This is a genomic window from Mycolicibacterium lutetiense (assembly GCF_017876775.1).
GTDB classification, from domain to species: Bacteria; Actinomycetota; Actinomycetes; order Mycobacteriales; family Mycobacteriaceae; genus Mycobacterium; species Mycobacterium lutetiense.
The window spans coordinates 4,343,711-4,365,356 of the sequence record NZ_JAGIOP010000002.1 but is presented as its reverse complement, the minus strand read 5'-3'; the positions used below and the strand labels follow the sequence as shown (position 1 = coordinate 4,365,356).

Sequence of the window (21,646 nt, the reverse complement as noted above, 5' to 3'; positions counted from 1 at the left end):
TCGGTCATGCGTTTGTCGGTGAAGCTCTGTTCAAACTTCTCGCCCGAAACAATGGTCTGACGACCACCTTTGAAGTGGAGGTAGGCTCGATCAAGCGGATGCAGCGATCATTGCGCTGATGCAGCTCTTGAAGGACTTGATGATGGGAAGATTCGGTCGCCGCAAGTTCGAGCATCAGTCGCGCAGCCGTGCGAACGTCAGAAGGGGAGTTGCCCCAGCGCGTCTCGTACTCCCCAAACGAGAATCGCTCCAATGAGCCACCGAATGGGCCACGCAAGAACCGCCGCTTGGCAAATTGCCAAACCGAGTAACTCAGAATCGCCAGGCTGACAACGAAGAACGGCCAGCTGGCCCATCTCGGCAAGAACTGACCCGCAACACTGAATGCGGCGCCGAGAGCGAGGCTGGCGTAGTTCAGTAGGCGATCGGACGTGTCATCCACGGGAGAGACGTTAGACGTTTACTCGGCTGCTGTCAGCGAAGACAACGTGGTCAACCTTCTATCTATCGGGGCACGACATGTTGGGTACCTGTGGAATCTCGGTGTCCACCACGGCTTCAATCACAGACCGATCAGCGAGCGCGATCGCAACACGCCGAAACCCTGTACGGAACCTCCATACTCGGTAGGACAGAGCTCAGCGAATGACCTGAATGTGAACATGGCATACCCGACTCTGGACAAGCGGATCGCGGACACGTATGCGGTGCGGAGTACCGCGGGTCTAAAGCGGAACCTGTACGACTCGTATGTGAGGGCGTTCAGGTGGGCCAGCGATCGTATCGGTGATCGTGGCGTCGTCGCCTTCGTCTCGAACGGCGGCTGGATCGATGGCAACAGCTACGACGGCTTCCGTCTGTCCCTCACCGACGAGTACAGCCGGATATACGTCCACAATCTGCGCGGGAACCAGCGGACCGCAGGTGAGCTCTCCCGCCGCGAGGGCGGTAAGGTCTTCGGCTCTGGCAGCCGGAACACCGTCGCGATTTTCATCGGAGTTAAGGCGCCCGGCCACATCGGCCCGTGCGAGGTGCTGTACCGGGACATCGGCGACTACCTGACCCGCGAGGAGAAGCTGGCGATCGTGAGCGGTGGCACGGTGGGCTCAGTGGATTGGCAAGCGATCGCTCCGAACGAGCACGGCGACTGGACAAGTCAGCGCAGCGGGGAGTTTGCCGCCTGGCCAGTGATCGGAGATCGTGAGGGAGGAGAGAGACTCTTCGCGAACTACACCCTCGGTGTGTCGACCGCGCGGGATTCTTGGGTCTACGGTTTCGCCGCTGAAAAGGTGAGGGCGAATACGGCTCGGATGGTCGAGCGGTTCAACGAGCAGGTAGACGAGATTCTTAAGCATGTGCCGGACATCGCGCGGATGAGCACCTCCGCCAGGAAGGCAGCCACTGACCAGCTTGTCGACGCCGACCCGTCCAGGATCAGCTGGAGTGCTGGCCTTCGATCGCAGCTCCTTCGCCTCACCCCGATCGAATACCGACCCAGCGCGCTAGTACTCGGCATGTATCGGCCGTTCGAGCCCCAGCATCTGTACTTCGATCCTGCCGTCAACGAGCGGCAGTCGCAGCTGCCGTCCGTGTTTCCAACATCACAACACCAGAATGTTGGGATCTACGTGGTGGGAGCGGGCTCTGAAGTGCCGTTCTCGGCGCTTGCGTTGAGCTTGCTGCCGAACCTGCACGTAACAGGTGCGGGGAGTGGTGGTCAGTTCTTTCCCCGCTGGACCTACGAGAAGGCCGGCCCCGAGGATGGCACCCTCGACCTCGGAGGCGGCGCGGGAGACGTTGATGAGTATGGGTACCGCCGCGTCGACAACATCACCGACGGCATCCTCGCCACCTACCGCGCCGCGGTCGGCGATCAGGTCACCAAGGACGACGTCTTCTTCTATGTCTACAGCCTGCTCCACGACCCGGCCTACCGCGAGACCTATGCCGCCGACCTAAAGAAGATGCTGCCGCACATCCCGACCCCGCAGACGCGTGAGCGGTTCGAGCAGCTCGCATCAGCCGGCCGGGCACTGGCTGACCTTCACGTCGAATACGAAGACGCCGAGCAGTACCCAGTCGATGTGCAGCTCAAGCCCGGCGCTGATGCGACTGATCGCGAGACGTGGAGGGTGTCGAAGCTGAAGTGGGCCAAGAAGAAGGACCCAGGCACCGGCAAGAGTGTCGATGACGTGACAAAGTTGATATACAACACGAAGGTCACCATCACTGGCATCCCCGAAACGGCCGAGCGATACATGATCGGCTCCCGGTCGGCGCTGGCGTGGATCATCGACCGCTACCAGGTCAAGACCGACAAGGCGTCCGGCATAGTCAACGACCCGAACGACTGGTGCGACGAGCGCAACGACCCGCGTTACATCGTCGATCTGATCGCCAAGGTCACGACCGTCGCGGTGGAGACGATGAAGATTGTCGACGGGCTCGCCGAGAGCGGATAGGACCCGACGACTGGGCTACGCGTCGGACTGCGACTTGTTGTCGGTCCACCGCGATAGCTTCCAGCCATGGCGACCTACATGCTGAGTGAGTCCGCCGAGCGCTGGGTCCTTCCCGACGATGAAGGCAGTACTGCGCTGTTGCGTGGCGATCTCAACACCGTGCTGCTCGACGCAGCCGAAGTGATGCGTGGGAATAGCGATCCTGTACACGGCGGGGGGACCGCAGTGCCGGACACCGATTTGCCGACACCACAGTTTCTCCCGAGGTAGGGCGCAAAGCTGTTACCCGCGCAGGAGAATCACGCCATCGTGCGCCCGCGACTGCGGCGACTCTTCGAACGCGTCCATGACGCGGGCTGCGAAAGCCGGAACCATCACCGACTGAGCTATTCCCAATTTTCTAGGGGCACCGCTGAAGACTCCTCTAGGTGCCATTTTGGATAGGTATCTAGTTTCCCGCGCGAAAGGCGACACAATGTCCATCCCCAAATGGCTCCAGATCGGCCACGACCAGGTGTTCTCGTTTGGCGCATTCCTCGTCTCAGAGGTGACTCCGATGATCGACTTCGACAAGTCCTCCGGCGAGAACCGCGTCCAAGCGAGAGACCGCGACACTGGATTGCCGATGTGGCAGGTCGAAGTGCTTGACGGTGATCCGGCGGCACCAAAGCGCAGCCGAACAGTGACGGTTAAGTTCGCCTCACCGACGCAGCCGTCTACACCCGCCAATTCCAGCGGAACACCTTTCACCCCAGTGGTTCTCGACGGACTCATGGCGCTGCCGTACATCGAGAAGTCGGGCGATTTCTCTAGGATCGCCTGGTCGTTTCGAGCGTCCGAGATGAGGGCACCGGGCAAGCCATCCGCCAGCACCGCGACCAGCCGGGAATCGGCATGAATCCTGATCCGTACGCACCGCTCGATCCCGACACCCCGTTCCGCCTCGACCACGTCCTGAATTTCCTCACCAGTCTCGGCCTGTCGGTGGCGATCGCCCTAGGAGTCACTGGCGTCACCCTCATCTCCTGGCGACTGCACTCACCCGAGACGTACGAGGAACGATTCGCAACACCGGCCAGACTGCTGCGCTGGCGACTCTGGGCCCACTTCTCCTGGCACAAGCTCTGCAAGCGCTGCGGCTTATCCGCCTCCGAGCAGGTCACGCGCCGTAACAAAGAAGGCCAGCAGGCCACCTCCACCCGCTGGTTTCATCCAAAGCTGTTGGAAACAAACGTGTCTCACACCACCCTGCGCCTAACGGTGCGAGCACGGATGGGACAGACCGTGGAGGATCTGGAGCGGGCCGTCCCTGCGATCCGCGACGCCGCAGGTGCACATTCGGCGCGGACGGTCGTCATCTCGCCTGGGACGCTGCGTATCGAGCTGGTCATGCGGGAGCAGTTGTCGACGGTAGGTCACGCAGCGCCGCCAACAGCGGTCGCAACAACACGGGTCGCGGTCGGGCGACGCGAGGACGGTTCCGCCTGGACCCTCCCATTGAGCGGACGGCACACCCTCACCGTGGGCTGCTCGGGCGCAGGCAAGGGCTCCGTCTTCTGGGGCATCGCCGGTGGGCTCGGTCCTGCTGTCGCGGCCGGAGTGGTTCATCTGGTCGGAATTGACCTGAAGTACGGCATCGAGTTGTCAGTCGGCGCAGGGCTATTCACCAAGATCGCCACCACAGAATCCGATGCCCTGGAAACCCTTGCAGCAGTGGAGAAATTGATGAATATACGTGGTAACGCGATGGCAGGTCACACACGTCAACACACTCCGACCAAGGGTTCACCGCTGGTTGTGCTGTTGATCGACGAACTCGCCGGTCTGACTTACTACCTGTCCGATCCGGCCATGTGCAAAGCGGCCAAGGCATCGTTGGCGCGCATCTTGTCCAAGGGCCGAGGCCTGGGGATTGCGGTGGCCGCATTCGTACAGGATCCACGCAAGGAAGTCATCCCGATGCGCGAATTGTTCACCCAGACCATTGCGCTGCGGCTGCGTTCGCGCGACGAAGTCGCGATGGTGCTCGGCGACGGGATGGTGGACAAAGCGCCTGCGCACCGAATCAGCCCTGAGCGGCCGGGCACCGGCTACGTTATCGCAGAGGACGGCCACACGACCAAGGTCCGATCCGACTTCTGGTCCGACGATCAAATCCGCTCCACTGCAAGGAAATACGGGAGATCGAGGACCGCCGGGGGCAGAGCAGTGAATGACTGGTTCGAGTCAATCCAAGCAACGAGGTAACGCCATGGTAATTCACGGTCTCCGGGAGGCACTCGTCTCCACCGGCAACTTTCCTGAGCTCCTGACCGCAGATCAGGTGTCAGCGCTCCTCGGCGTCTCTGCCGCGACGTTGAACCGCTGGGCTGCGCTGCGCGAAACGACGGGCGAGCAGATCGGCCCGCCCTGCTACACGTTGTCGGAGCGGGTGCGCCGGTGGGATGCAGCCGAGGTCCGGTCCTGGCTCAAGCAGGTGCGCCGGTAATGGCCGGCAACACGCCACGCGGCATCCGGAAACGTCTCAACGCCGCCGGGGAGCCCCGCTACCAAGTCCGCTACCTGATCCGGGACCCCGACGCCCCATCCGGCTGGGTGGAAACATCGGGCACTTTCCCGACTCTGCGCGAAGCTAAGGCGTTCAAATCCGAACGCGACAACGAAGCCGCCCTCGGTGCGCGTCGGTTCGACCCCCGCCTCGGTCGCACACCGCTGCAACGGATCTGGACGCAATTCTCGGAGTCCAAGAAGCCGGCGGTGTCGCCAAAGACCTGGAGCGGCTACACCCAGCACTGGGAATTGCGCATCAAGCCGCGGTTCGGTCACGTGCCCGTCGACGAGATCACCCGCGCTGAAGTCCAGGCGTTCGTCGACGGCCTGACGGTCGGGCCGTGGGCGAAGGTATCGACGCTGCGTCTCCTGCGTTCGATTCTCGACGTGGCACATCAGGACGGCCGAATCCACCGCAATCCGGCCCTCGGCGTCTCGGCTGGCCGTATCCCCGAGCGGGAGCGTCACCGATACCTCAGTGCACCCGAGGTCCAGAGGCTCGCGACGGCCTGCGGCGACCAGGGCGATGTCGTGACCCTCCTGGCTTACACCGGCCTGCGCTGGTCCGAACTCGTCGGCCTCCGCGTCAAGGACATCGATCTGACCGCCCGCCGCCTCTATGTCCGACGGGCCGCGCCGGAGGTCGAAGGCCGCATCGTCATCGGACCGCCCAAGACTCGCGCCGGCATCCGAACCGTCCCGCTCCCCCAAGTCGTCGTCGACATCTTCAAGGGGCGTATCACCGGGCGGGAACCGGACGAGCCCGCCGTCACGTCACCCAATGGCGCGATGCTGCGTTCCAACAACTGGCGTCGACACACCCACTGGAACAAGGCCCTCAAGAAGACAGAACTGGCCCCACTGACCATCCATGATCTACGCCACACTTACGCCAGCCTGGCCCGAAAATCCGGCGCCGACCTCCGCTACGTACAGAAGACCATGGGCCACTCAACGCCGACCGTGACCGCGAACATCTACAGCGACCTCTACTCCGATGAGCTGGACCAAGTCGCGACGAACCTCGATCAGCTTCATGCGACCGAGATTCACACATCGAAGACCGGACAAGAACCGGACGAATCCAACTGACAACCGAGTGCAAGACCCGTGTCGATGCAGGTAAAGAATGGTGGCCAGGGCCGGGATCGAACCGGCGACCTTCCGCTTTTCAGGCGGACGCTCGTACCAACTGAGCTACCTGGCCGGAAGGCGCCGGTCTTTCGACCGGACTTGCCTTACGCCGCAATACTGCGACCCTGACGGGACTCGAACCCGCGACCTCCGCCGTGACAGGGCGGCGCGCTAACCAACTGCGCCACAGGGCCTTGCTTTCCTGCGTGCTCCGCGTTTCCGCGTTGCGTACCCCCAACGGGATTCGAACCCGTGCTACCGCCGTGAAAGGGCGGCGTCCTAGGCCACTAGACGATGGGGGCCTATCCGAATCTCTCCGGGGTACTCATCAACCTCGTTCGTTGGGAGCTTCGATAGCTTAGGGTACAGATGCCCAAATCCTCAAACCCGGTGGTCGCAACGCAAAAATCGCCATCTTGTACCCTGTCTCTTCGCGCCCCTATAGCTCAGTTGGTAGAGCTACGGACTTTTAATCCGCAGGTCGTAGGTTCGAGCCCTACTGGGGGCACCAAACACCCGCCGAAAGGCGGGTAGCGGTGCGGCTCACGCGATGCGTGGGCCAACTCACGAGCACCACAGGCCACACCCGTTTATGGTTGAGCAGAGGGTCGGACGGCCCACCCCGAAGGAGTCAGCAGCATGTTCTCCCGGCGCCTGAGCACTCGAGCCATGGCCACCGCGATCGGCGCGGCAGCGCTGGCGGCAAGCGCCACGCTCGGGGTCGCACCGGCCCATGCGGACACCCAGGACGACCAGTTCTTCACCATCGTCACGGACCTGAAGATCCCGACCACCTCAGCCGAGGAGGCCGGCCAGGTCGGGCGCGGGGTCTGTGACGCGCTCACGAAGGGCAGGATCGAGCCCGCACGCACAGTGCGGGGTGTCATCGCCCAGCTGATGAGCAAGGCGGGCATCGACAAACATCAGGCCGCGAACCTGGTCCGGGGTGCGGTCAAGGTCTACTGCCCGCAGAACGCCCCGTACATCGGACGCTGAGGCGGTCCGTTCAGACCTTCGGGCAGTAGTGCATTCCGTTGTCGCGGTGGCCGATTGGCGGCAGGTTGCGGGCCGGGGTGTGCACCAGCGGTGCGTCCGCCGGGATACGGCCGCTGACCCGATCCCATGCGCTGCGCGCCCGTGGATGCATGCGGTAGCGACGGGGCACCAACGTGAACACCGTGCCAACCACCTTGCCCAACAAGCGATGTAGCTTCTCGTCGCGATCCGACCAGGTGTAGCCCATCAGTTCGCGGACCGCCGGGTGGTAGAGACCCACGGTGAACCATACGAACAACGGGTGCACCACATATTTGCGCTGCAACGCCCACATCCAATCCGGCATCTTCGATGCAAACGGCGGCTTGGACAACGCGGACAGGTCCAACACGTCACGGACCGCCTTGTTGTTCTCCAACACGTTGCGGCACATGTGATCCCAGTAGACCTCGAAGTCTTCCCAGGTTTCCGGCACGGGTCGCATGCTCATCCCGTACATCGAGTACCACTGCTTGTGCTCCTCGAACAGCTGCCTCTTGTCGGCCTCGGAGATTCCGCCCGCGAGCCGCTCGGCCACGATGAGGGTGCCGACGAAGAACGTGGAATGCGCCCAGTAGAAAACTTCGGGATTCAACGCGTGGTAGCGACGCCCTTGAGCGTCAACGCCTTTGATGTCGACGTGGTAGTCGCGGACTTCGGCGCCGGTTTGCGGCGCACGGTCGCCATCGAACACGACGCCGCCGATCGGGTACAGCGAGCGCAGCAAGCGGGGCCAGCGCTCCTGAAAGAAGATCGAGTGCTCCTCGACGGCCGCACCGAGTTGCGGGTGCATGTTCTGCATGGAGCCCGCCCACGGACCTTGCAGCATGCCGCGCCAGTCGCCGAAGTACTTCCATGTCAGCGAGTCCGGACCGAGCGGCAACGGCGGCGCCTCATATCCGCCCGGGGCGGCCGGGCAACCACCCGCCACGACGTCGGAACCGCTGGTCACGGGGCATGTCTCAGAAGTATCTTGGGTCACAGGTGCGCTTTCTGCCGGCAGAACGATGGTCCTGTTTAATTGTGACTACACACGTTGTCATCGAAGCTTAGGAGTAGATGTGCCATCCGGTCAACGCCGCGGCCGATGGTCGGGCGTTCCGCTGCAGGAACGCGCCGCCCGTCGTCGCGACGAACTGGTCGCAGCCGGGGTGAACCTGCTGGGCAAGGCCGAGGGGCCGGCCCTGACCGTTCGCGCGGTCTGCCGCGCGGCCGAACTCACCGAACGATATTTCTACGAGAGCTTCACCGACCGTGACACGTTCGTCCGGGCCGTCTACGACGACGTCTGCGCGCGGGCAATGTCGGCACTGACGACGGCCGCTACACCCCGCGACGCGGTGGAACAATTCGTCGCACTGATGGTGGATGATCCGACCCGGGGCCGGGTGCTGCTGCTCGCCCCCGAATCCGAACCCGTGTTGACCCGCTCGGGCGCGGAGTGGATGCCCAACTTCATCGGCCTGCTGCAGCGCAAGCTGACCCGCATCGCCGACCCGGTGCGCCAGACGATGGTCGCCACCGGTCTGATCGGAGCGTTGACCGCACTGTTCAGCGCGTATCTCGACGACAGGCTGCCGGCCAGTCGTGAACAGTTCATCGACTATTGCGTGGACATGCTCCTCGGGCGGGCCGGCAGTTTCTGAGCGAACTCCCCGGCGCCCCGCTACTGGTCGGGGGTACTGGCCTCGGCGATCGGCGCCTGCTCGGCAGCGGCAGCCTCATCTTCGGCAGCCTTGGCCTCACGTCCGGCCGGGGTGGCGATCGACGCACCGGGGTGCGCCTCGGTGGCGTGATCACCGTCGCAGTTGAGCGCCACTTGCGTCACGTCTTCGGTGTACTCGAAGTAGGTGTCGGATTTCTGCGGCACCAACTGACGGACGGTCCAGGCGTTGGTGACGATGCACTGGTTGCGCGGCAAACGGCTGCCGACGCTCACAGCAACATGCGCCGAGCCGCCGCCGTCCTCGATGGCGCTGACCGCGTCGCTGTATGTCTGCCCCACGACGTCCGGCGCCGCATGGGCCGCCCCCGCACCAATCACGGCGGACGCAAAACCCGCCGCGGACATAGCGATAACGCTTCCGCACCCGATCGCGATCTTCATCTGGCCCGACCTTCCCCGTCCGGCGATCTCTCCCGGAGAGGTGGGGCGACGGCACACTCGGCCGTTCGTGTCAGCAACCCCGCGGTCCGCGACAAGGTGTCACGGCAAACACTCTTTGGGAGCTGATGAGGATTTTAGTCGCCCATAGGGCACATGACCAGGACGAACGCGCCTACTCGTCGGGCGTGCTGGCCTCGGCGAGCGCTTCCTGCTCGGCGAGCTGGGCCTGCTGCTCGGCGTACGCCTGCTTCGCCTCCGCCAGATCGTCAGCAGCCTTGGCCTGACGGCCGGCCGGGCTGGCGACCGAGGCGCCCGGGTGGTTGGCAGTGGCGTGGTCGCCTTCACAGTTCAAGGCCACCATGACCTCGCCGGAGGCGTGACTACCGTCACGCACGAACGGGGCATCCCACGCATTGGTGACGATGCACTCCCCCTGAGACAGCTTGCTGCCCACGCTGACCGCGACCTTGGCACTGGAACCGCTGTTCTCGATCGCGCTCGAGGCGTCCGAATAGGTGTAACCCACAACGTCAGGGGCAGCAGCGGCAACGCCGGCACCGGACAGCAGGGCTACGGCCGCACCGGCAACCACGGTTCCGGCACCGACGACAAGCTTTTTCACGTGTGCCCAACCTCCGAGTGTGGGTATACGACGACAGGTGTCCGTGCGAACTCTACCGGCGCATCACACGTGACGCAGGACTCGCGAGACACCATGGGTGACAACTTGATGTCACCGGTTTACACAGATATATTGACTGCTACCAACAGGTACAGATAACTGAGCGTCCATCGGGCGCGAGGAGGGTGGAGCAACATGTCGCAGGAATACACCGACCTGCAGCTCCTGCATGAACTCGAGCCTGTCGTTGAGACCAGCATCAACCGCCACATGCGGATGCGTAAGGACTGGAACCCACACGACTTCATCCCGTGGTCAGACGGCAAGAACTACTACGCGCTCGGCGGCCAGGACTGGGAGCCGGGACAGTCCAAGCTGTCCGAGGTCGCCAAGACCGCGATGGTGCAGAACCTGCTCACCGAGGACAACCTGCCCTCGTATCACCGCGAGATCGCGATGAACATGGGCATGGACGGCGCCTGGGGCGACTGGGTGAACCGCTGGACTGCCGAGGAGAACCGGCACGGCATCGCCCTGCGCGACTACCTCGTGGTGACCCGCGCCGTCGACCCCGTCGAGCTGGAAGAACTGCGCGTCGAGCAGGTCACCCGCGGCTTCTCCCCCGGTCAGAACCAGCAGGGCGACCTGTTCGCCGAGAGTCTGTTCGACTCGGTGATGTACGTGTCGTTCCAGGAACTCGCGACCCGCGTCAGCCACCGCAACACCGGTAAGGCCTGCGACGACCCGATCGCCGACCAACTGCTGCAGCGCATCTCCGCCGACGAGAACCTGCACATGATCTTCTACCGGGACGTCTCGGCGGCCGGTCTGGACATCTCTCCCAACCAGGGCATGGGCTCGCTGCACCGCGTGCTGGACAACTTCAGGATGCCCGGTTACACGGTTCCCGACTTCCGCCGTAAGGCCGTCATCATTGCCGTCGGCGGCGTGTACGACCCGCGTATCCACCTGGACGACGTGGTGATGCCCGTGCTGCGCAAGTGGCGCATCTTCGAGCGCGAGGACTTCACCGGCGAGGGTGCCCGACTGCGCGACGACCTCGGCCGCATCATCGAGGAACTCGAGGACGCGTGCGATAAGTTCGAGGTGGCCAAGGAACGCCGCCTGGAGCGCGAGCGCAAGGTCGCCGAGAAGAAGGCCATGAAGAACCTGCTGGTGTCGTCCTCGTCGACGGCATGACGCTGACGGCCCCACCCCCTGCAACGGCAGCGCCGGCCCGATCCCCCTTGCGGATCGGGCCGTTCGCGTTGCCGAGCCCCGTCGTGCTCGCTCCGATGGCCGGGGTGACCAACGTGGCGTTCCGCACGCTGTGCCGCGAGCTCGAGATCGCCCGCGCCGGAACCGTCAGCGGGCTGTATGTGTGCGAGATGGTCACGGCGCGGGCCCTGGTCGAGCGCCACCCGGTGACCCTGCACATGACGACGTTCGGCCCCGACGAATCGCCGCGGTCGCTGCAGCTCTACACCGTGGACCCCGAAACCACCTACCTCGCGGCCAAGATGATCGCCGACGAGGGCATGGCCGACCACATCGACATGAATTTCGGCTGCCCGGTGCCCAAAGTCACCAAGCGTGGCGGCGGATCGGCACTGCCTTACAAGCGTCGCCTGTTCGGCCAGATCGTGGCGGCTGCGGTGCGGGGCGTTGCGGGCACCGACATTCCGGTGACGGTGAAGTTCCGGATCGGCATCGACGACGCCCATCACACCCATCTGGACGCCGGGCGGATCGCTGCCGAGGAGGGGGCGGTAGCCGTCGCACTCCATGCCCGCACTGCGGCACAACGTTATTCGGGCACCGCCGACTGGGATCAGATCGCGGCGCTCAAAGCCCATGTCACCGGCATCCCGGTACTGGGCAACGGTGACATCTTCGAGGCCGAGGACGCGCTCGCGATGATGGCTGCGACCGGCTGCGACGGCGTGGTGATCGGCCGCGGCTGCCTGGGTCGGCCATGGCTGTTCGCCGAACTCTCGGCAGCGTTCAACGGGCGCCGCGCGGCCACCCCGCCGAACCTGGGCGAGGTGGCCGACATCGTGCGCCGCCACGGCGAACTGCTCACCGAGCACTTCGGCGAGGACAAGGCCATGCGCGACATCCGCAAGCACGTGGCGTGGTACATGCACGGGTTCCCGGCCGGCGCCGACCTGCGGCGGGGGCTGGCCCTGGTCAAGACCCGTGCCGAACTCGACGGGCTGCTCGACCAACTGGACGGCGACGCCCCGTTCCCGCCCGCGGCCACCGGACCGCGCGGGCGCCAGGGCTCGGCCGCTTCGGTGTCGTTGCCCGAGGGATGGCTCGACGATCCTGACGACTGCGCAGTACCGGTCGGGGCCGATGTGATGCATTCCGGAGGCTGACGTGGACTCGCACCGAGATGACATTGAGACAGCCCTGTCATCGGGATGGGTCTAGCCCACCCCCAGGATGTCTCAGTACGATGAGAACCTTGCCGCGGCCGGCTCAGGTAGCCAGCCCGGCGCCGTGCTGCTAAAAGAGATGAGGACAAATACCTCAGCAGCACCCAGTGACACCGCGGGAACGATGCGCACCGACGCGCACGCGCGAGCCGACGAGTCGGAGGCCGGTAGGACATGAGTGACGGTGATAACGCCACTCCCGGCCGTCGACGCCGCGCCCCGGAGGATTCGTCGGACAACCAATGGATTACCCGATCCCGTGAGCCTTTGCCAGGCGCCGCGCCGTGGGAACGCCAGGATGCGCCGCCACCCGACGATTCACCCCTCGATGAGGCCACCGGCAGTCACGCTGACGGGGTAACTGTCGCCGATCTGATCGCCAAGGTCGCCGGGACCGGGTTCGCGCCGACCCGCCACCGACTGGAACCCGACGACCCGGAGCCCGAAGCAGAGCCAGAGCCCGAGCCAGAGCCCGCGTATGCACCGGCGTATGTCCGCCCCCGGGTACCCGACCCGACCGACGTGATCGAAGCGGTGCGGATCGACCCTGAGGAGGATGAACCCCGGGATTTCCTCGAGGCCGAGGAGTTCCCGGAGCCTTTCGAGGACTCTCCGGATCACCGTGCGTTCGACGCCGCGAACACCGACGTACTGCCGGCCCTGCCGGTCTACGAGTACGACCTACCCACGGCGCCCCCGTCGTGGCAGGCCCGCCCGGCGCCGCAAGATACGCACGATCGCGCCGACACCGATGAAATCGAAAAGGTACGGCCACCGATCAACCGCCGGGTGTTGCTGGCCGGACGAGCCGCCACGGCGATGCTCGCGATCCTCACCCTGGTGCTGACCGGCAGTGCCTGGCAGTGGCAGAGCTCGAAGAACAACAGCCTCAACAAGGTGGCTGCGCTCGACCTCAATTCACGCGACATCCTCGACCCCAACTCCCAGTTCGGCGATGAGAACTTCCTGATCGTCGGCACCGACAGCCGGTTCGGCGAGAACGGCGGTATGGGCGCCGGCGGCACCGAGGACGCCGGCGGAGCCCGGTCCGACACCATCATGCTGGTGAACATCCCGGCGGACCGGCGGCGTGTTGTCGCCGTGTCGTTCCCGCGCGATCTGTCGATCACCCCGATGAAGTGCGAGCCCTGGAACCCGGAGTCGGCGACCTACGGTCCGCTGTATGACGAGGAGACCGAGACCTACGGCCCGGACGAGATCTACACCGAGACCAAGCTGAACTCGGCCTTCGCCTTCGGCGGCCCGAAATGCCTGGTGAAGGTGATCCAGAAGTTGTCGGGCCTGTCCATCAACCGGTTCATGGCCGTCGACTTCTCGGGCTTCTCGAAGATGGTCGACGCAGTCGGCGGGATAGAGGTGTGCAGCACCACCCCGCTCGAGGATTATGAGTTGGGCACCGTGCTGGCCAACGCCGGCCGTCAGACGATCGACGGCCACACCGCGCTGAACTACGTGCGCGCCCGCCAGGTCACCACCGAGTACAACGGGGATTACGGCCGCATCAAACGACAGCAGCTGTTCCTCTCCTCGCTGCTGCGCACGCTGATCTCCCGGGACACCTTTTTCTCGCTGACCAAGTTGAACAACGTGGTCAACATGTTCATCAGCGACAGCTTCGTTGACAACATCAAGACCAAGGACCTCGTCGACCTCGGACAGTCGGTCCAGGGTGTGAACGCGGGCCGGATCACCTTCGTGACGGTGCCGACGGTGGGTTATGCCGACGAATACGGCAACGAGGTCCCGCGCACCGACGACATGCGATCCCTGTTCGACGCGATCATCAACGACGACCCGCTGCCCGGTGAGAAGAATCCGGACAACACCCCGGTGCCCGGCACCCCGGAATCGGCGACCTCGTCCGTCCAGGCCGCTGCCCCCTCGGAGACACCCCAGTCGACAGCGCCGGCGCCTGCGCCGGTCTCAACGGGCAGCGGTGAGACGGTCAACGCCATCACCACCGAACCACAGCAGGTCACGGTGCAGGTGTCGAACTCGACGGGCCAGAGCGGGCTGGCTTCGACCGCGGCCACCGAACTGGAGGAACACGGTTTCAACGTCAACACCCCCGACGACTACCCGAGCATTCTTCCGGCGACGACGGTGTTCTTCTCCCCCGGGAACGAGGAAGCGGCGGCGACCGTGGCCAGCTCCTTCACCAACCCGACCATCGAGCGGGTGACGGGCATGGGCGACGTGGTGCAGGTGGTGCTGGGCTCCGATTTCTACTCGGTGGGCGCCCCGAGCCCGAGCGGGTCGGAAGTGCAGGTGCACGTGCTGAAAGGCACCGGCGCCAGCCCGACGCATCTCCCCGAGGACCTGACCGTCACCAACGCCGCCGACACCACCTGCGAATAGTCCGGCGATCCGGGCGGACTTGCATTCACCGTTCGTTCACCGTCGCATCGTGACGACATGGCCGCCGACCGCCTAATCTGGCAGCATGCGTACCCAATACCACGAGCAGCTGCATTCACTCACGGACCAACTCGGCGCGATGTGCGATGTGGCGGGTACCGCAATGGAGCATGCCACCCAGGCGCTGCTGCAGGCCGATCTGGCCCTCGCCGAACAGGTCATCAGCGATCACGATCAAATGAGCACGCTCAGCATCCAGGCCGAGGAGTCTGCGTTCGTGTTGCTCGCGCTGCAGGCGCCCGTGGCCGGTGATCTGCGTGCGGTGGTGGGTTCCATTCAGATCGTCGCCGACGTGGACCGGATGGGCGCGCTGGCGCTGCATGTGGCCAAGATCGCGCGCCGCCGCCACCCTCAACACGTGCTGCCCGAAGAAGTGAACGGGTACTTCGCCGAGATGGGCCGGGTGGCCGTCGAACTGGGGCACGCCGCCCGTGAGGTGCTGCTCACCCAGGATCCGGAAAAGGCCGCCCGGATCCAGGAGGAAGACGATGCGATGGATGACCTGCATCGCCACCTGTTCTCGGTGCTGATGGACCGGGAGTGGAAGCACGGCGTGACCGCTGCCGTCGACGTGACATTGTTGAGCCGCTTCTACGAGCGCTTCGCCGACCACGCCGTCGAGGTGGCCCGGCGGGTCATCTTCCAGGTCACCGGTTCCTACCCGGAAGACGAGTCGGTTTCCTCGAAGTAGGGCTCAGGACCGGCCGGCGGGCGGCACGAGACGGACCCCGTCCTTGTGCGCGCCGGCCAGGTCCCCCAGGATCTTCACCAGCACCTGCAGGTCCGCGCCGCTGTAGCGCAGCAGGAACTCGCGGGTCCCGCGGTCCATCTCCTCGTGCAGTTGCCGGTGCACATCGACGACGAGTTCGCCGTCGGCGGTCAGGCCGAGCTCGATCTCCTTGCGGTTGCCGGGTACGGGCTTACGAACCGCGAGGCCGGCCTCGACCAGCCGCTGTACGTGTTTGGACACCGTGCCCTTGAGCCGGCCGGACCGTGCCGCCAGCCCGACCACGCTGATCGGGCCGTCGGCGATCTCCGCCAGCAGGTGTATCGACGACGTCGGTAGCGTCCGCACGGCCTGCTGCAGTCGCGGCGGGCATCCGGCGGCCATGAAGTCACGCTCCGCGTCGCCGTCCCCGTCGTTCCCGAGCCGGTCGGACACCGTGGCCATGAGCCCGGTGATGGCGTCGATCAGCTCGGGTTTGGTTTTCACGGAAACCATATTGCCACCGACGACCCTTCCGCGTAGATTGTTTCCACAGAAACCATATTGCCAGAAACCAAAGGGGTCGACATGCTGGCAGCACTGGTCACCGAATGGGGCAAGCACCCCGTCTACACCGACGTACCTGAGCCCCAGTCGCACGACGGCGCCGAGGTGGCGGCCGTCGAAGCATCGGCCCTGACCAACCTCACCCGCGCCCTGGTGTCAGGAAAGCACTACGCCAGCAAGGAAGTTCAGCTCCCGGCCATTCCCGGCGTCGACGGTGTCGCCCGTCTCGCCGACGGCCGCCGCATCTACACCGGCTCCCTCGGATACTCGGGGATGATGGCGCAGCGCGCACTCGTCGACCCCCACTCCGGCGTCGAGATACCGGCGCACGTCGACTCGGTGACCGCCGCCGCCCTGCCCAACCCGGGGATTTCTGCCTGGACCGCACTGTCGCACGCCGCAGCGGTCAAACCCGGCGATCATGTGCTGGTACTGGGGGCTACCGGCGTAACCGGTTCGATGGCAGTGCAATTGGCCACCGCCATGTTCGGTGCCGAGACGGTGGTGGCCGCCGGCCGCAACACCGCGCGGCTCGCATGGCTGCGCTCGGCCGGAGCCCACGCCACCATCGCCCTCGGCGAGCAGGACCTGGGCGCCCGGGTCGCCGAGATGCATGCCCGGCGCCCGTTCGACGCGGTACTCGACTACCTATGGGGCGAGCCCGCCGCCCAGGTGCTCACCGCGCTGGCGGCCAGCCATCCGGCCGCGCATTACCACCCGACCCGGTTCGTCCAGATCGGGTCGATGACGGGGCCGACGCTACCGCTGGATGCCGGGGTGCTGCGCGGTACCGGGATCACCCTGAGCGGCGTGGGCATCGGCAGTGTCCCGCCAGAGGTGTTGATCCGGGCCCGCACCGAGGCGCTGCCCCGACTGTTTGCCATGGTCGCCGACGGGAAGCTCGAATTACGCACCCAGGCAAGGCCATTGGCCGACGTCGCCGAGGCCTGGTCCAGTGCTGAACCCTCGGGGACGCGCGTCGTGCTGACCCCCTGACGCCGCGGCGTCGGCAGGTCAGCCGAAGCGGCCGGAGATGTAGTCCTCGGTTGCCTTCTGGGTGGGGTTGGAGAAGATCTTCTCGGTGTCGTCGATCTCGATCAGCTTGCCAGGCTTACCGGTGGCCTCCAGATTGAAGAACGCGGTCTGATCGCTCACCCGGGCAGCCTGCTGCATGTTGTGCGTGACGATGACGATCGTGAAATCCTGCTTGAGCGTGGAGATCAGATCCTCGATCGCCAGCGTCGAGATCGGGTCGAGCGCCGAGCAGGGCTCATCCATCAGCAGCACGTCCGGCTGCACCGCGATCGCGCGGGCGATGCACAACCGCTGCTGCTGACCACCAGACAGGCCGCCGCCGGGCTTGTCCAGACGGTCCTTGACCTCGTTCCACAGGTTGGCTCCGCGCAGCGAGCGTTCGGCCACCTCGTCCAGGGCCTTCTTGTTGCGCACGCCCTGCAGCTTCAGACCGGCCACCACGTTGTCACGAATCGACATGGTGGGGAACGGATTCGGGCGCTGGAACACCATGCCGATGGTCTTGCGAACCCCCACCGGGTCCACCCCGGCGCCGTAGATGTTCTCACCGTCGAGCAACACCGAACCTTCGACGCGGGCGCCCGGGATCACCTCGTGCATGCGGTTCAACGTCCGCAGCACCGTCGACTTACCGCAACCCGACGGGCCGATGAAGGCCATCACGCTGCGCGGCTGCACCGACAGCGAAACCTCGGAAACGGCATGGAACGCGCCGTAATAGATGTTGACGTCCTTGAGATCCAGCCGCTTGGCCATGGATGGCTCCTACACCTTCTTGGGGGAAAAGAGTTTGGCGACCATACGAGCGCCGACATTGAGCAGGGCGATCAGCACGATCAGCGTCAGCGCCGCACCCCACATTCGGTCGGTGGGCACCGGGTTGGCCCCCGCCCCTGCCGAGATCTGGTCGTACATCATGCCCGGCAGCGATCCCATGAACCCGCCGAACATGTCGAAGTTCATCGCCTGGGCGTAGCCGACCAGGATCAGCAGCGGCGCGGTCTCGCCCATCACGCGGGCCAGCGCCAGCATGATTCCGGTGACGATGCCCGACATTCTATCGCCTGTTAAAACTGTTGCATCGATGCGCGATAGTTGTCAGATATGCCGAGGTGAGTTCGATGCGGATCCACGTTTCTATAGCCACAAGACGGAACACGCCGTTGAGCCATGATTGGGCGGCCCGAGAATCGCGAAGCGCGCCCCTGACTGTTGGCCAATCGGCTCCACTCGCGCGGATGCAGTTAGCTAGCCCTACTAGTAGTACATTCGCCGGATGGTTCTCGAGAGGATGATCGACCGGAAAGAAGCCGCCACCGCCCTGGCGGTGGAAGTACTCGACGAATTGCGCGTATCCGTTCTGGAGTGCCTGCTTGCGTTGGATGCCATCGGCCAAGAAACCATCATCGATTTCGAACCGCTCACCGAAAGCCTTGTCGCATCGGGGGGAGTCGCTCGGCAGGCATTCATTGCGGCGAGCTTGCTGAACCAAGACGCGGAGTTTGCTCCGCTGTGCCGCGAAAGCAATTGCACGACACCGAGTTCGATCATCAATCGACACTTGGCCGCCGTCGCGGACGGTGCACCGGCAACCCTTCCTGATCGATCCGACGTCGACGACTTCGAGACCGAGATTGGCGGTCCGTTCGCCTGGAACGAGGGACCAATGGGCACGGCTCAGTATCCCCACCTGTCGCTTGCCAGGGTGATGGGACCACCTGATTGCCAGGGGGATGGGACCACCGTGGCGCGTTATCGAGGATGCTCGTCGGGTTCTTCTGGGTCAAGCTGGCCGGGTCGAGTGCGTTGGCGGTAGGACGGTCCTTCGATGACCAGGGTGTGGGCCGCAGCGGTGAGTCGGTCGATGGCTGATTGGGCGAGCAGGGTGTCGGCGGTCATGGTCAACCATTCGGCGGGTTCCCGGTTTGATGTCACGATGGTGGTCTTGTTCTGGTGGCGTTCGACGACGATTTCGTAGAAGTCGCTGGTTTCGGTGGCGTCGAGGGAGCGCAGCGCGAAGTCGTCGATGATCAGGACGTCGACGGCCGCCAGCCGGCGGATCTCGGCGTCGACGGTGTGGTCGAGTCGGGCGGCGCGTAGCCGGGTGAACAGTTTGTCGGATCGGGCGAACAGGACGCTGTGGCGGCGCCGAATGGCTATGTGTCCCAGGGCTGTTGCCAGATGTGTTTTGCCTACGCCGACGGGCCCGAGGATGATTGCGGACTGTCCGGCGTCGAGAAATCGTAGCGAGGTCAGGTCGCCGAGCAGGGTGCGGTCGTAGCGCAGGTCCTGTTGTGCGGTCCAAGAGTCGAAGCGCATGCTCGGGTCGAGTCCGGCTTTGGCCGCCCGCAGGGCGGCTGAACGGGATTCGCGTCGGGATACCTCGTCGGCGAGCAGTGTTTCCAGGAATCCGATGTGGCTGAGTTTGTGCTGGCGGGCAAGTGCGGCCCGTTCGGGCAGGGTGTCGGCCAGGGCACCGAGTTTGAGTGCTTTGAGCAGTCGGAGCAGGTCAGCGCCCACCGGGTCTGCGGCCACGCGGTTGGTGGTAGTCATATCAGCAGATCCCCTCGGAGTCGGCATTGGCGATCACGGTCAATGATGTTGAGGTGGTGCTGAATTCAGAGGGATCACGCGAGAACCGGGTAGCGGTGTGGCCGACGGCCAGCGGCAGTACCGGGATCGTGTTCTCCGTGGCACGCTCGAGCATCGAGGCGATCTTGTTGACCGAGACGACATCGAGATCCAGTGCCACCGAACAGGCCTGCTCGACGCGTTGCGCGCCGTAACGACGCACCAGACCCTGGAGTCGGTAGACGGTGCGCATCCGCGTCCACGGCAGCGGATCGTCGAGGATGCGTTCGGCGTAGATCCCGATATTGGGGCCGTGCGCGGCGCAGGTGGCGATCAGCGTCGTCAAGTCCCGCAGCGCGTAAACGGCTTTGTGCTCGGGTAAATCGGCACGGTCGGTACTGCGGCCACCCGGAGGCTGACGGGGGTGGACTTTGACCAGCACACCGCGGTGATAGAACTTCACCAGCTCACCGTCAGCACGCACGTCGACGGTGGTGCCGATCCACTGCTCGGGAAGCGAGTAGAGGGCTTTGGCGACTTCGGCGTGGAAGTCGCGGTGCACCTTGACCGCTTTGAACACCGGCACGTCGTAGGCGCCCGGCACCGCCAGCAGCAGCGGTTGCTCCTCGGTGGTGAACACCTCCACCGGCCGTGCACAGGTGCTGCCGTGGATACGGGTCCCGGCAGTACGCAGACACCACACGGTGACAGCCTGCTGCGCCTGCTCAATACTGATGAATGTTTCACCGTCCCAAAAGTTTCGGCGGACGTACTGCACTGCGCGTTCCACTCGCGGCTTGTCCTTGGGGGAGCGCACCCGAGCCGGATCGGTGAGGAATCCGACATGGCCCGCGTAGTCGAGCCACCCCTGGGTGAACCGGGGATTGACCGCATCAGCGGCAGCGATCACCGGCTTGAGGTTGTCCGGGATCAGCACCGCGAACACGCCGCCGAAAAACTCCCACGCCGCCTGGCAGCCAGCGACCACCGCCACCAGGGTCTGCGAGTAGGTCAGCCACACGAACATGTGCCGGGAGTAGACGGCGGTGAAGATCAGCGCGTGCACCTTGCGGCGCCGCCCATCATCGGCGTCGGTGAGCATCCCGAGGTAGCCGAAATCGATCTGGCATTCCACCCCGGGATCCCCGTCGGCGACCCGCACCGTGGTGTCCTTGCGGCCGAAACCGCAACGCTCACCAGCGAATCGGTTCAACGTCCGATACGGCACCACGCACCCCTGACGGGCCAGCAGGGTCTCGATCTTGGTGATCGTCAACGGACGCTGCTCACCATCGCCGGCCACCCACGCGGTGATCTGGTCCTCGAACCCCAGCAGCTGTTCCCACGCTGCGCCGTGGCCATCCGGGCGTACCGGGCGCACCGCGTCGGCGACAACCCCGATCAACCCGTCATCGACGGCCTCAACGCCGTCGCTGCGGTGCAGACCAGCCGCTTGCGCGGCCTCGACGTAGCGGCGCACCGTTTTGCGGTCCACGCCGCAATGCGCGGCGATCGTGCGGTAGCCCGGTGCCGGTAGCCCGGCGACCCCCAGCCACACCCGCAGCACTTCCCTGATCTCGTTCACACTGACCTCCCGAAAAGCCATGCCCGCCGCCTCCGTGACTTGGACCGTCACGGCGATCAAACGAACAGATGAAGAGACCACCGACGCGACGCGCCGGTGGTCCCATAACTGGCAATCCAGGTGGTCCCATCACCCTGTCAAAATCAGCTCACACTGGTCCCATCCTCCTGGCAGACGACACCACCTGCTTAGTGTTGCGGCGGTAGAGATTTCGGACGTGTGTACCGAACAGTCCGTTCGACCTGATTCACCTGATTCCGCGGTTTCAATCGAGGAGAACCTCGATGCGTACCGCACGCAAATCGAAACAACGCTGATGCACCGCAGACAACGACATATGGCGGTACGTCGCGAAACGATTCGGGCTGCAGGCAACAAAGTGGTTCAGCAGT

General features: G+C 64.6%; 22 protein-coding genes, 4 tRNA genes and 2 pseudogenes. 15 read left to right on the top strand and 13 right to left on the bottom strand.

What is annotated here, in order from left to right:
* Nucleotides 1-4: 4 nt before the first annotated feature.
* Nucleotides 5-442 (bottom strand): hypothetical protein, encoded by a 438-nt coding sequence (locus tag JOF57_RS30220; protein ID WP_209915625.1) that lies wholly within the window; start codon nucleotides 440-442, stop codon nucleotides 5-7.
* Nucleotides 443-650: 208 nt separating this feature from the next.
* Here JOF57_RS30220 and JOF57_RS30215 point away from each other — a divergent pair, with 208 nt between their 5' ends.
* Together JOF57_RS30215 and JOF57_RS30210 are read left to right on the top strand one after the other, a co-directional pair.
* Nucleotides 651-2,462 (top strand): type ISP restriction/modification enzyme, encoded by a 1,812-nt coding sequence (locus JOF57_RS30215; RefSeq protein WP_234939120.1) that lies wholly within the window; start codon nucleotides 651-653, stop codon nucleotides 2,460-2,462.
* Nucleotides 2,463-2,528: 66 nt separating this feature from the next.
* The gene (locus tag JOF57_RS30210; protein WP_209923200.1) at nucleotides 2,529-2,732 is read left to right on the top strand and encodes a hypothetical protein; all 204 of its coding nucleotides are present in this window, start codon (nucleotides 2,529-2,531) and stop codon (nucleotides 2,730-2,732) included.
* 12 nt (nucleotides 2,733-2,744) lie between these two features.
* Here the strand turns inward: JOF57_RS30210 and JOF57_RS31120 are convergent.
* A pseudogene (locus JOF57_RS31120) lies at nucleotides 2,745-2,846 on the bottom strand (NUDIX hydrolase); the annotation flags it as partial.
* 91 nt (nucleotides 2,847-2,937) lie between these two features.
* Here JOF57_RS31120 and JOF57_RS30205 point away from each other — a divergent pair.
* Genes JOF57_RS30205 through JOF57_RS30190 form a run of 4 tightly spaced genes read left to right on the top strand, consistent with a single transcriptional unit; the run spans nucleotide 2,938 to nucleotide 6,104 of the window.
* On the top strand, nucleotides 2,938-3,360 hold the full coding sequence (locus JOF57_RS30205) for a plasmid replication, integration and excision activator (RefSeq protein WP_209923199.1): 423 nt from the start codon (nucleotides 2,938-2,940) through the stop codon (nucleotides 3,358-3,360).
* Complete coding sequence (locus JOF57_RS30200; RefSeq protein ID WP_209923197.1) at nucleotides 3,357-4,709, top strand: FtsK/SpoIIIE domain-containing protein; 1,353 nt, start codon at nucleotides 3,357-3,359, stop codon at nucleotides 4,707-4,709. The genes JOF57_RS30205 and JOF57_RS30200 overlap by 4 nt, the downstream gene beginning before the upstream one ends.
* A 4-nt stretch (nucleotides 4,710-4,713) precedes the next feature.
* Nucleotides 4,714-4,950 carry a helix-turn-helix transcriptional regulator gene (locus tag JOF57_RS30195; protein ID WP_016888564.1) on the top strand — a complete coding sequence of 79 codons (237 nt, stop codon included), beginning with the start codon at nucleotides 4,714-4,716 and terminating at the stop codon, nucleotides 4,948-4,950.
* Entirely contained in the window at nucleotides 4,950-6,104 is a 1,155-nt protein-coding gene (locus tag JOF57_RS30190) for a site-specific integrase (protein ID WP_209923195.1), read from the top strand. Before JOF57_RS30195 ends, JOF57_RS30190 begins: the two co-directional genes overlap by 1 nt.
* 38 nt (nucleotides 6,105-6,142) lie before the next feature.
* Here JOF57_RS30190 and JOF57_RS30185 read toward each other — a convergent pair.
* The 3 genes from JOF57_RS30185 to JOF57_RS30175 form a co-directional block, all read right to left on the bottom strand.
* A tRNA-Phe gene (locus tag JOF57_RS30185) sits at nucleotides 6,143-6,219 on the bottom strand.
* A 47-nt stretch (nucleotides 6,220-6,266) separates the two neighbouring features.
* A tRNA-Asp gene (locus JOF57_RS30180) sits at nucleotides 6,267-6,340 on the bottom strand.
* Between the two features lie 35 nt (nucleotides 6,341-6,375).
* Nucleotides 6,376-6,448: transfer RNA gene (locus JOF57_RS30175), tRNA-Glu, on the bottom strand.
* Between the two features lie 133 nt (nucleotides 6,449-6,581).
* On the opposite strand from JOF57_RS30175, the gene JOF57_RS30170 reads away from it, so the two are divergent.
* Both JOF57_RS30170 and JOF57_RS30165 read left to right on the top strand, forming a co-directional pair.
* Nucleotides 6,582-6,657: transfer RNA gene (locus JOF57_RS30170), tRNA-Lys, on the top strand.
* Between the two features lie 128 nt (nucleotides 6,658-6,785).
* A complete protein-coding gene (locus JOF57_RS30165) occupies nucleotides 6,786-7,142 on the top strand; it encodes a DUF732 domain-containing protein (protein WP_209923193.1) in 357 nt (118 codons plus the stop codon).
* Nucleotides 7,143-7,152: 10 nt separating this feature from the next.
* Here JOF57_RS30165 and JOF57_RS30160 read toward each other — a convergent pair whose 3' ends face one another.
* A complete protein-coding gene (locus JOF57_RS30160; protein WP_209923183.1) occupies nucleotides 7,153-8,163 on the bottom strand; it encodes an oxygenase MpaB family protein in 1,011 nt (336 codons plus the stop codon).
* 79 nt (nucleotides 8,164-8,242) lie between these two features.
* On the opposite strand from JOF57_RS30160, the gene JOF57_RS30155 reads away from it, so the two are divergent.
* Nucleotides 8,243-8,827, top strand: a complete 585-nt coding sequence (locus tag JOF57_RS30155; protein ID WP_209923181.1) for a TetR/AcrR family transcriptional regulator — start codon at nucleotides 8,243-8,245, stop codon at nucleotides 8,825-8,827.
* A 20-nt stretch (nucleotides 8,828-8,847) separates the two neighbouring features.
* On the opposite strand, the gene JOF57_RS30150 is transcribed toward JOF57_RS30155, so the two are convergent.
* Nucleotides 8,848-9,288, bottom strand: a complete 441-nt coding sequence (locus JOF57_RS30150; protein ID WP_209923179.1) for a hypothetical protein — start codon at nucleotides 9,286-9,288, stop codon at nucleotides 8,848-8,850.
* Between the two features lie 172 nt (nucleotides 9,289-9,460).
* A complete protein-coding gene (locus tag JOF57_RS30145; protein ID WP_209923177.1) occupies nucleotides 9,461-9,910 on the bottom strand; it encodes a hypothetical protein in 450 nt (149 codons plus the stop codon).
* A 195-nt stretch (nucleotides 9,911-10,105) separates the two neighbouring features.
* Between JOF57_RS30145 and JOF57_RS30140 the strand changes: the two genes are divergently transcribed.
* From JOF57_RS30140 to phoU, 4 genes are all read left to right on the top strand, one after another.
* On the top strand, nucleotides 10,106-11,110 hold the full coding sequence (locus JOF57_RS30140) for an acyl-ACP desaturase (protein ID WP_209923176.1): 1,005 nt from the start codon (nucleotides 10,106-10,108) through the stop codon (nucleotides 11,108-11,110).
* A gap of 47 nt (nucleotides 11,111-11,157) precedes the next feature.
* Nucleotides 11,158-12,291 carry a tRNA dihydrouridine synthase DusB gene (dusB, locus tag JOF57_RS30135; protein WP_209923842.1) on the top strand — a complete coding sequence of 378 codons (1,134 nt, stop codon included), beginning with the start codon at nucleotides 11,158-11,160 and terminating at the stop codon, nucleotides 12,289-12,291.
* A 234-nt stretch (nucleotides 12,292-12,525) separates the two neighbouring features.
* The gene (locus JOF57_RS30130) at nucleotides 12,526-14,730 is read left to right on the top strand and encodes an LCP family glycopolymer transferase (RefSeq protein WP_209923174.1); all 2,205 of its coding nucleotides are present in this window, start codon (nucleotides 12,526-12,528) and stop codon (nucleotides 14,728-14,730) included.
* Between the two features lie 85 nt (nucleotides 14,731-14,815).
* Nucleotides 14,816-15,481, top strand: a complete 666-nt coding sequence (gene phoU, locus JOF57_RS30125) for a phosphate signaling complex protein PhoU (protein ID WP_209923173.1) — start codon at nucleotides 14,816-14,818, stop codon at nucleotides 15,479-15,481.
* Nucleotides 15,482-15,484: 3 nt separating this feature from the next.
* On the opposite strand, the gene JOF57_RS30120 is transcribed toward phoU, so the two are convergent.
* Entirely contained in the window at nucleotides 15,485-16,003 is a 519-nt protein-coding gene (locus JOF57_RS30120; protein WP_209923171.1) for a MarR family winged helix-turn-helix transcriptional regulator, read from the bottom strand.
* Nucleotides 16,004-16,084: 81 nt separating this feature from the next.
* Here JOF57_RS30120 and JOF57_RS30115 point away from each other — a divergent pair, with 81 nt between their 5' ends.
* The gene (locus JOF57_RS30115) at nucleotides 16,085-17,059 is read left to right on the top strand and encodes a quinone oxidoreductase family protein (protein WP_209923169.1); all 975 of its coding nucleotides are present in this window, start codon (nucleotides 16,085-16,087) and stop codon (nucleotides 17,057-17,059) included.
* Nucleotides 17,060-17,077: 18 nt separating this feature from the next.
* On the opposite strand, the gene pstB is transcribed toward JOF57_RS30115, so the two are convergent.
* Together pstB and JOF57_RS30105 are read right to left on the bottom strand one after the other, a co-directional pair.
* Nucleotides 17,078-17,854 carry a phosphate ABC transporter ATP-binding protein PstB gene (gene pstB / locus JOF57_RS30110; RefSeq protein WP_209923167.1) on the bottom strand — a complete coding sequence of 259 codons (777 nt, stop codon included), beginning with the start codon at nucleotides 17,852-17,854 and terminating at the stop codon, nucleotides 17,078-17,080.
* 9 nt (nucleotides 17,855-17,863) lie between these two features.
* Nucleotides 17,864-18,154: pseudogene (locus tag JOF57_RS30105) on the bottom strand (phosphate ABC transporter permease PstA); the annotation flags it as partial.
* 220 nt (nucleotides 18,155-18,374) lie between these two features.
* Here JOF57_RS30105 and JOF57_RS30100 point away from each other — a divergent pair.
* Nucleotides 18,375-18,914, top strand: a complete 540-nt coding sequence (locus JOF57_RS30100; protein ID WP_234938286.1) for a hypothetical protein — start codon at nucleotides 18,375-18,377, stop codon at nucleotides 18,912-18,914.
* Here the strand turns inward: JOF57_RS30100 and istB are convergent.
* Both istB and istA read right to left on the bottom strand, forming a co-directional pair.
* Nucleotides 18,851-19,651 (bottom strand): IS21-like element helper ATPase IstB, encoded by an 801-nt coding sequence (gene istB, locus JOF57_RS30095; RefSeq protein WP_209915583.1) that lies wholly within the window; start codon nucleotides 19,649-19,651, stop codon nucleotides 18,851-18,853. The genes JOF57_RS30100 and istB overlap by 64 nt on opposite strands.
* A gap of 1 nt (nucleotide 19,652) precedes the next feature.
* The gene (istA, locus tag JOF57_RS30090; protein WP_209915585.1) at nucleotides 19,653-21,275 is read right to left on the bottom strand and encodes an IS21 family transposase; all 1,623 of its coding nucleotides are present in this window, start codon (nucleotides 21,273-21,275) and stop codon (nucleotides 19,653-19,655) included.
* Nucleotides 21,276-21,646: the final 371 nt, after the last annotated feature.

Excerpts from the sequence above, each read along its gene's own strand:
- JOF57_RS30210 (WP_209923200.1), top strand. The coding sequence starts at position 2,529 with ATGGCGACCTACATGCTGAGTGAGTCCGCCGAGCGCTGGGTCCTTCCC.
- JOF57_RS30205 (WP_209923199.1), top strand. The coding sequence starts at position 2,938 with ATGTCCATCCCCAAATGGCTCCAGATCGGCCACGACCAGGTGTTCTCG.
- JOF57_RS30200 (WP_209923197.1), top strand. The coding sequence starts at position 3,357 with ATGAATCCTGATCCGTACGCACCGCTCGATCCCGACACCCCGTTCCGC.
- JOF57_RS30195 (WP_016888564.1), top strand. The coding sequence starts at position 4,714 with ATGGTAATTCACGGTCTCCGGGAGGCACTCGTCTCCACCGGCAACTTT.
- JOF57_RS30190 (WP_209923195.1), top strand. The coding sequence starts at position 4,950 with ATGGCCGGCAACACGCCACGCGGCATCCGGAAACGTCTCAACGCCGCC.
- JOF57_RS30165 (WP_209923193.1), top strand. The coding sequence starts at position 6,786 with ATGTTCTCCCGGCGCCTGAGCACTCGAGCCATGGCCACCGCGATCGGC.
- JOF57_RS30150 (WP_209923179.1), bottom strand. The coding sequence starts at position 9,288 with ATGAAGATCGCGATCGGGTGCGGAAGCGTTATCGCTATGTCCGCGGCG.
- JOF57_RS30140 (WP_209923176.1), top strand. The coding sequence starts at position 10,106 with ATGTCGCAGGAATACACCGACCTGCAGCTCCTGCATGAACTCGAGCCT.
- JOF57_RS30130 (WP_209923174.1), top strand. The coding sequence starts at position 12,526 with ATGAGTGACGGTGATAACGCCACTCCCGGCCGTCGACGCCGCGCCCCG.
- phoU (WP_209923173.1), top strand. The coding sequence starts at position 14,816 with ATGCGTACCCAATACCACGAGCAGCTGCATTCACTCACGGACCAACTC.
- JOF57_RS30115 (WP_209923169.1), top strand. The coding sequence starts at position 16,085 with ATGCTGGCAGCACTGGTCACCGAATGGGGCAAGCACCCCGTCTACACC.
- pstB (WP_209923167.1), bottom strand. The coding sequence starts at position 17,854 with ATGGCCAAGCGGCTGGATCTCAAGGACGTCAACATCTATTACGGCGCG.
- JOF57_RS30100 (WP_234938286.1), top strand. The coding sequence starts at position 18,375 with ATGGTTCTCGAGAGGATGATCGACCGGAAAGAAGCCGCCACCGCCCTG.
- istB (WP_209915583.1), bottom strand. The coding sequence starts at position 19,651 with ATGACTACCACCAACCGCGTGGCCGCAGACCCGGTGGGCGCTGACCTG.
- istA (WP_209915585.1), bottom strand. The coding sequence starts at position 21,275 with ATGGCTTTTCGGGAGGTCAGTGTGAACGAGATCAGGGAAGTGCTGCGG.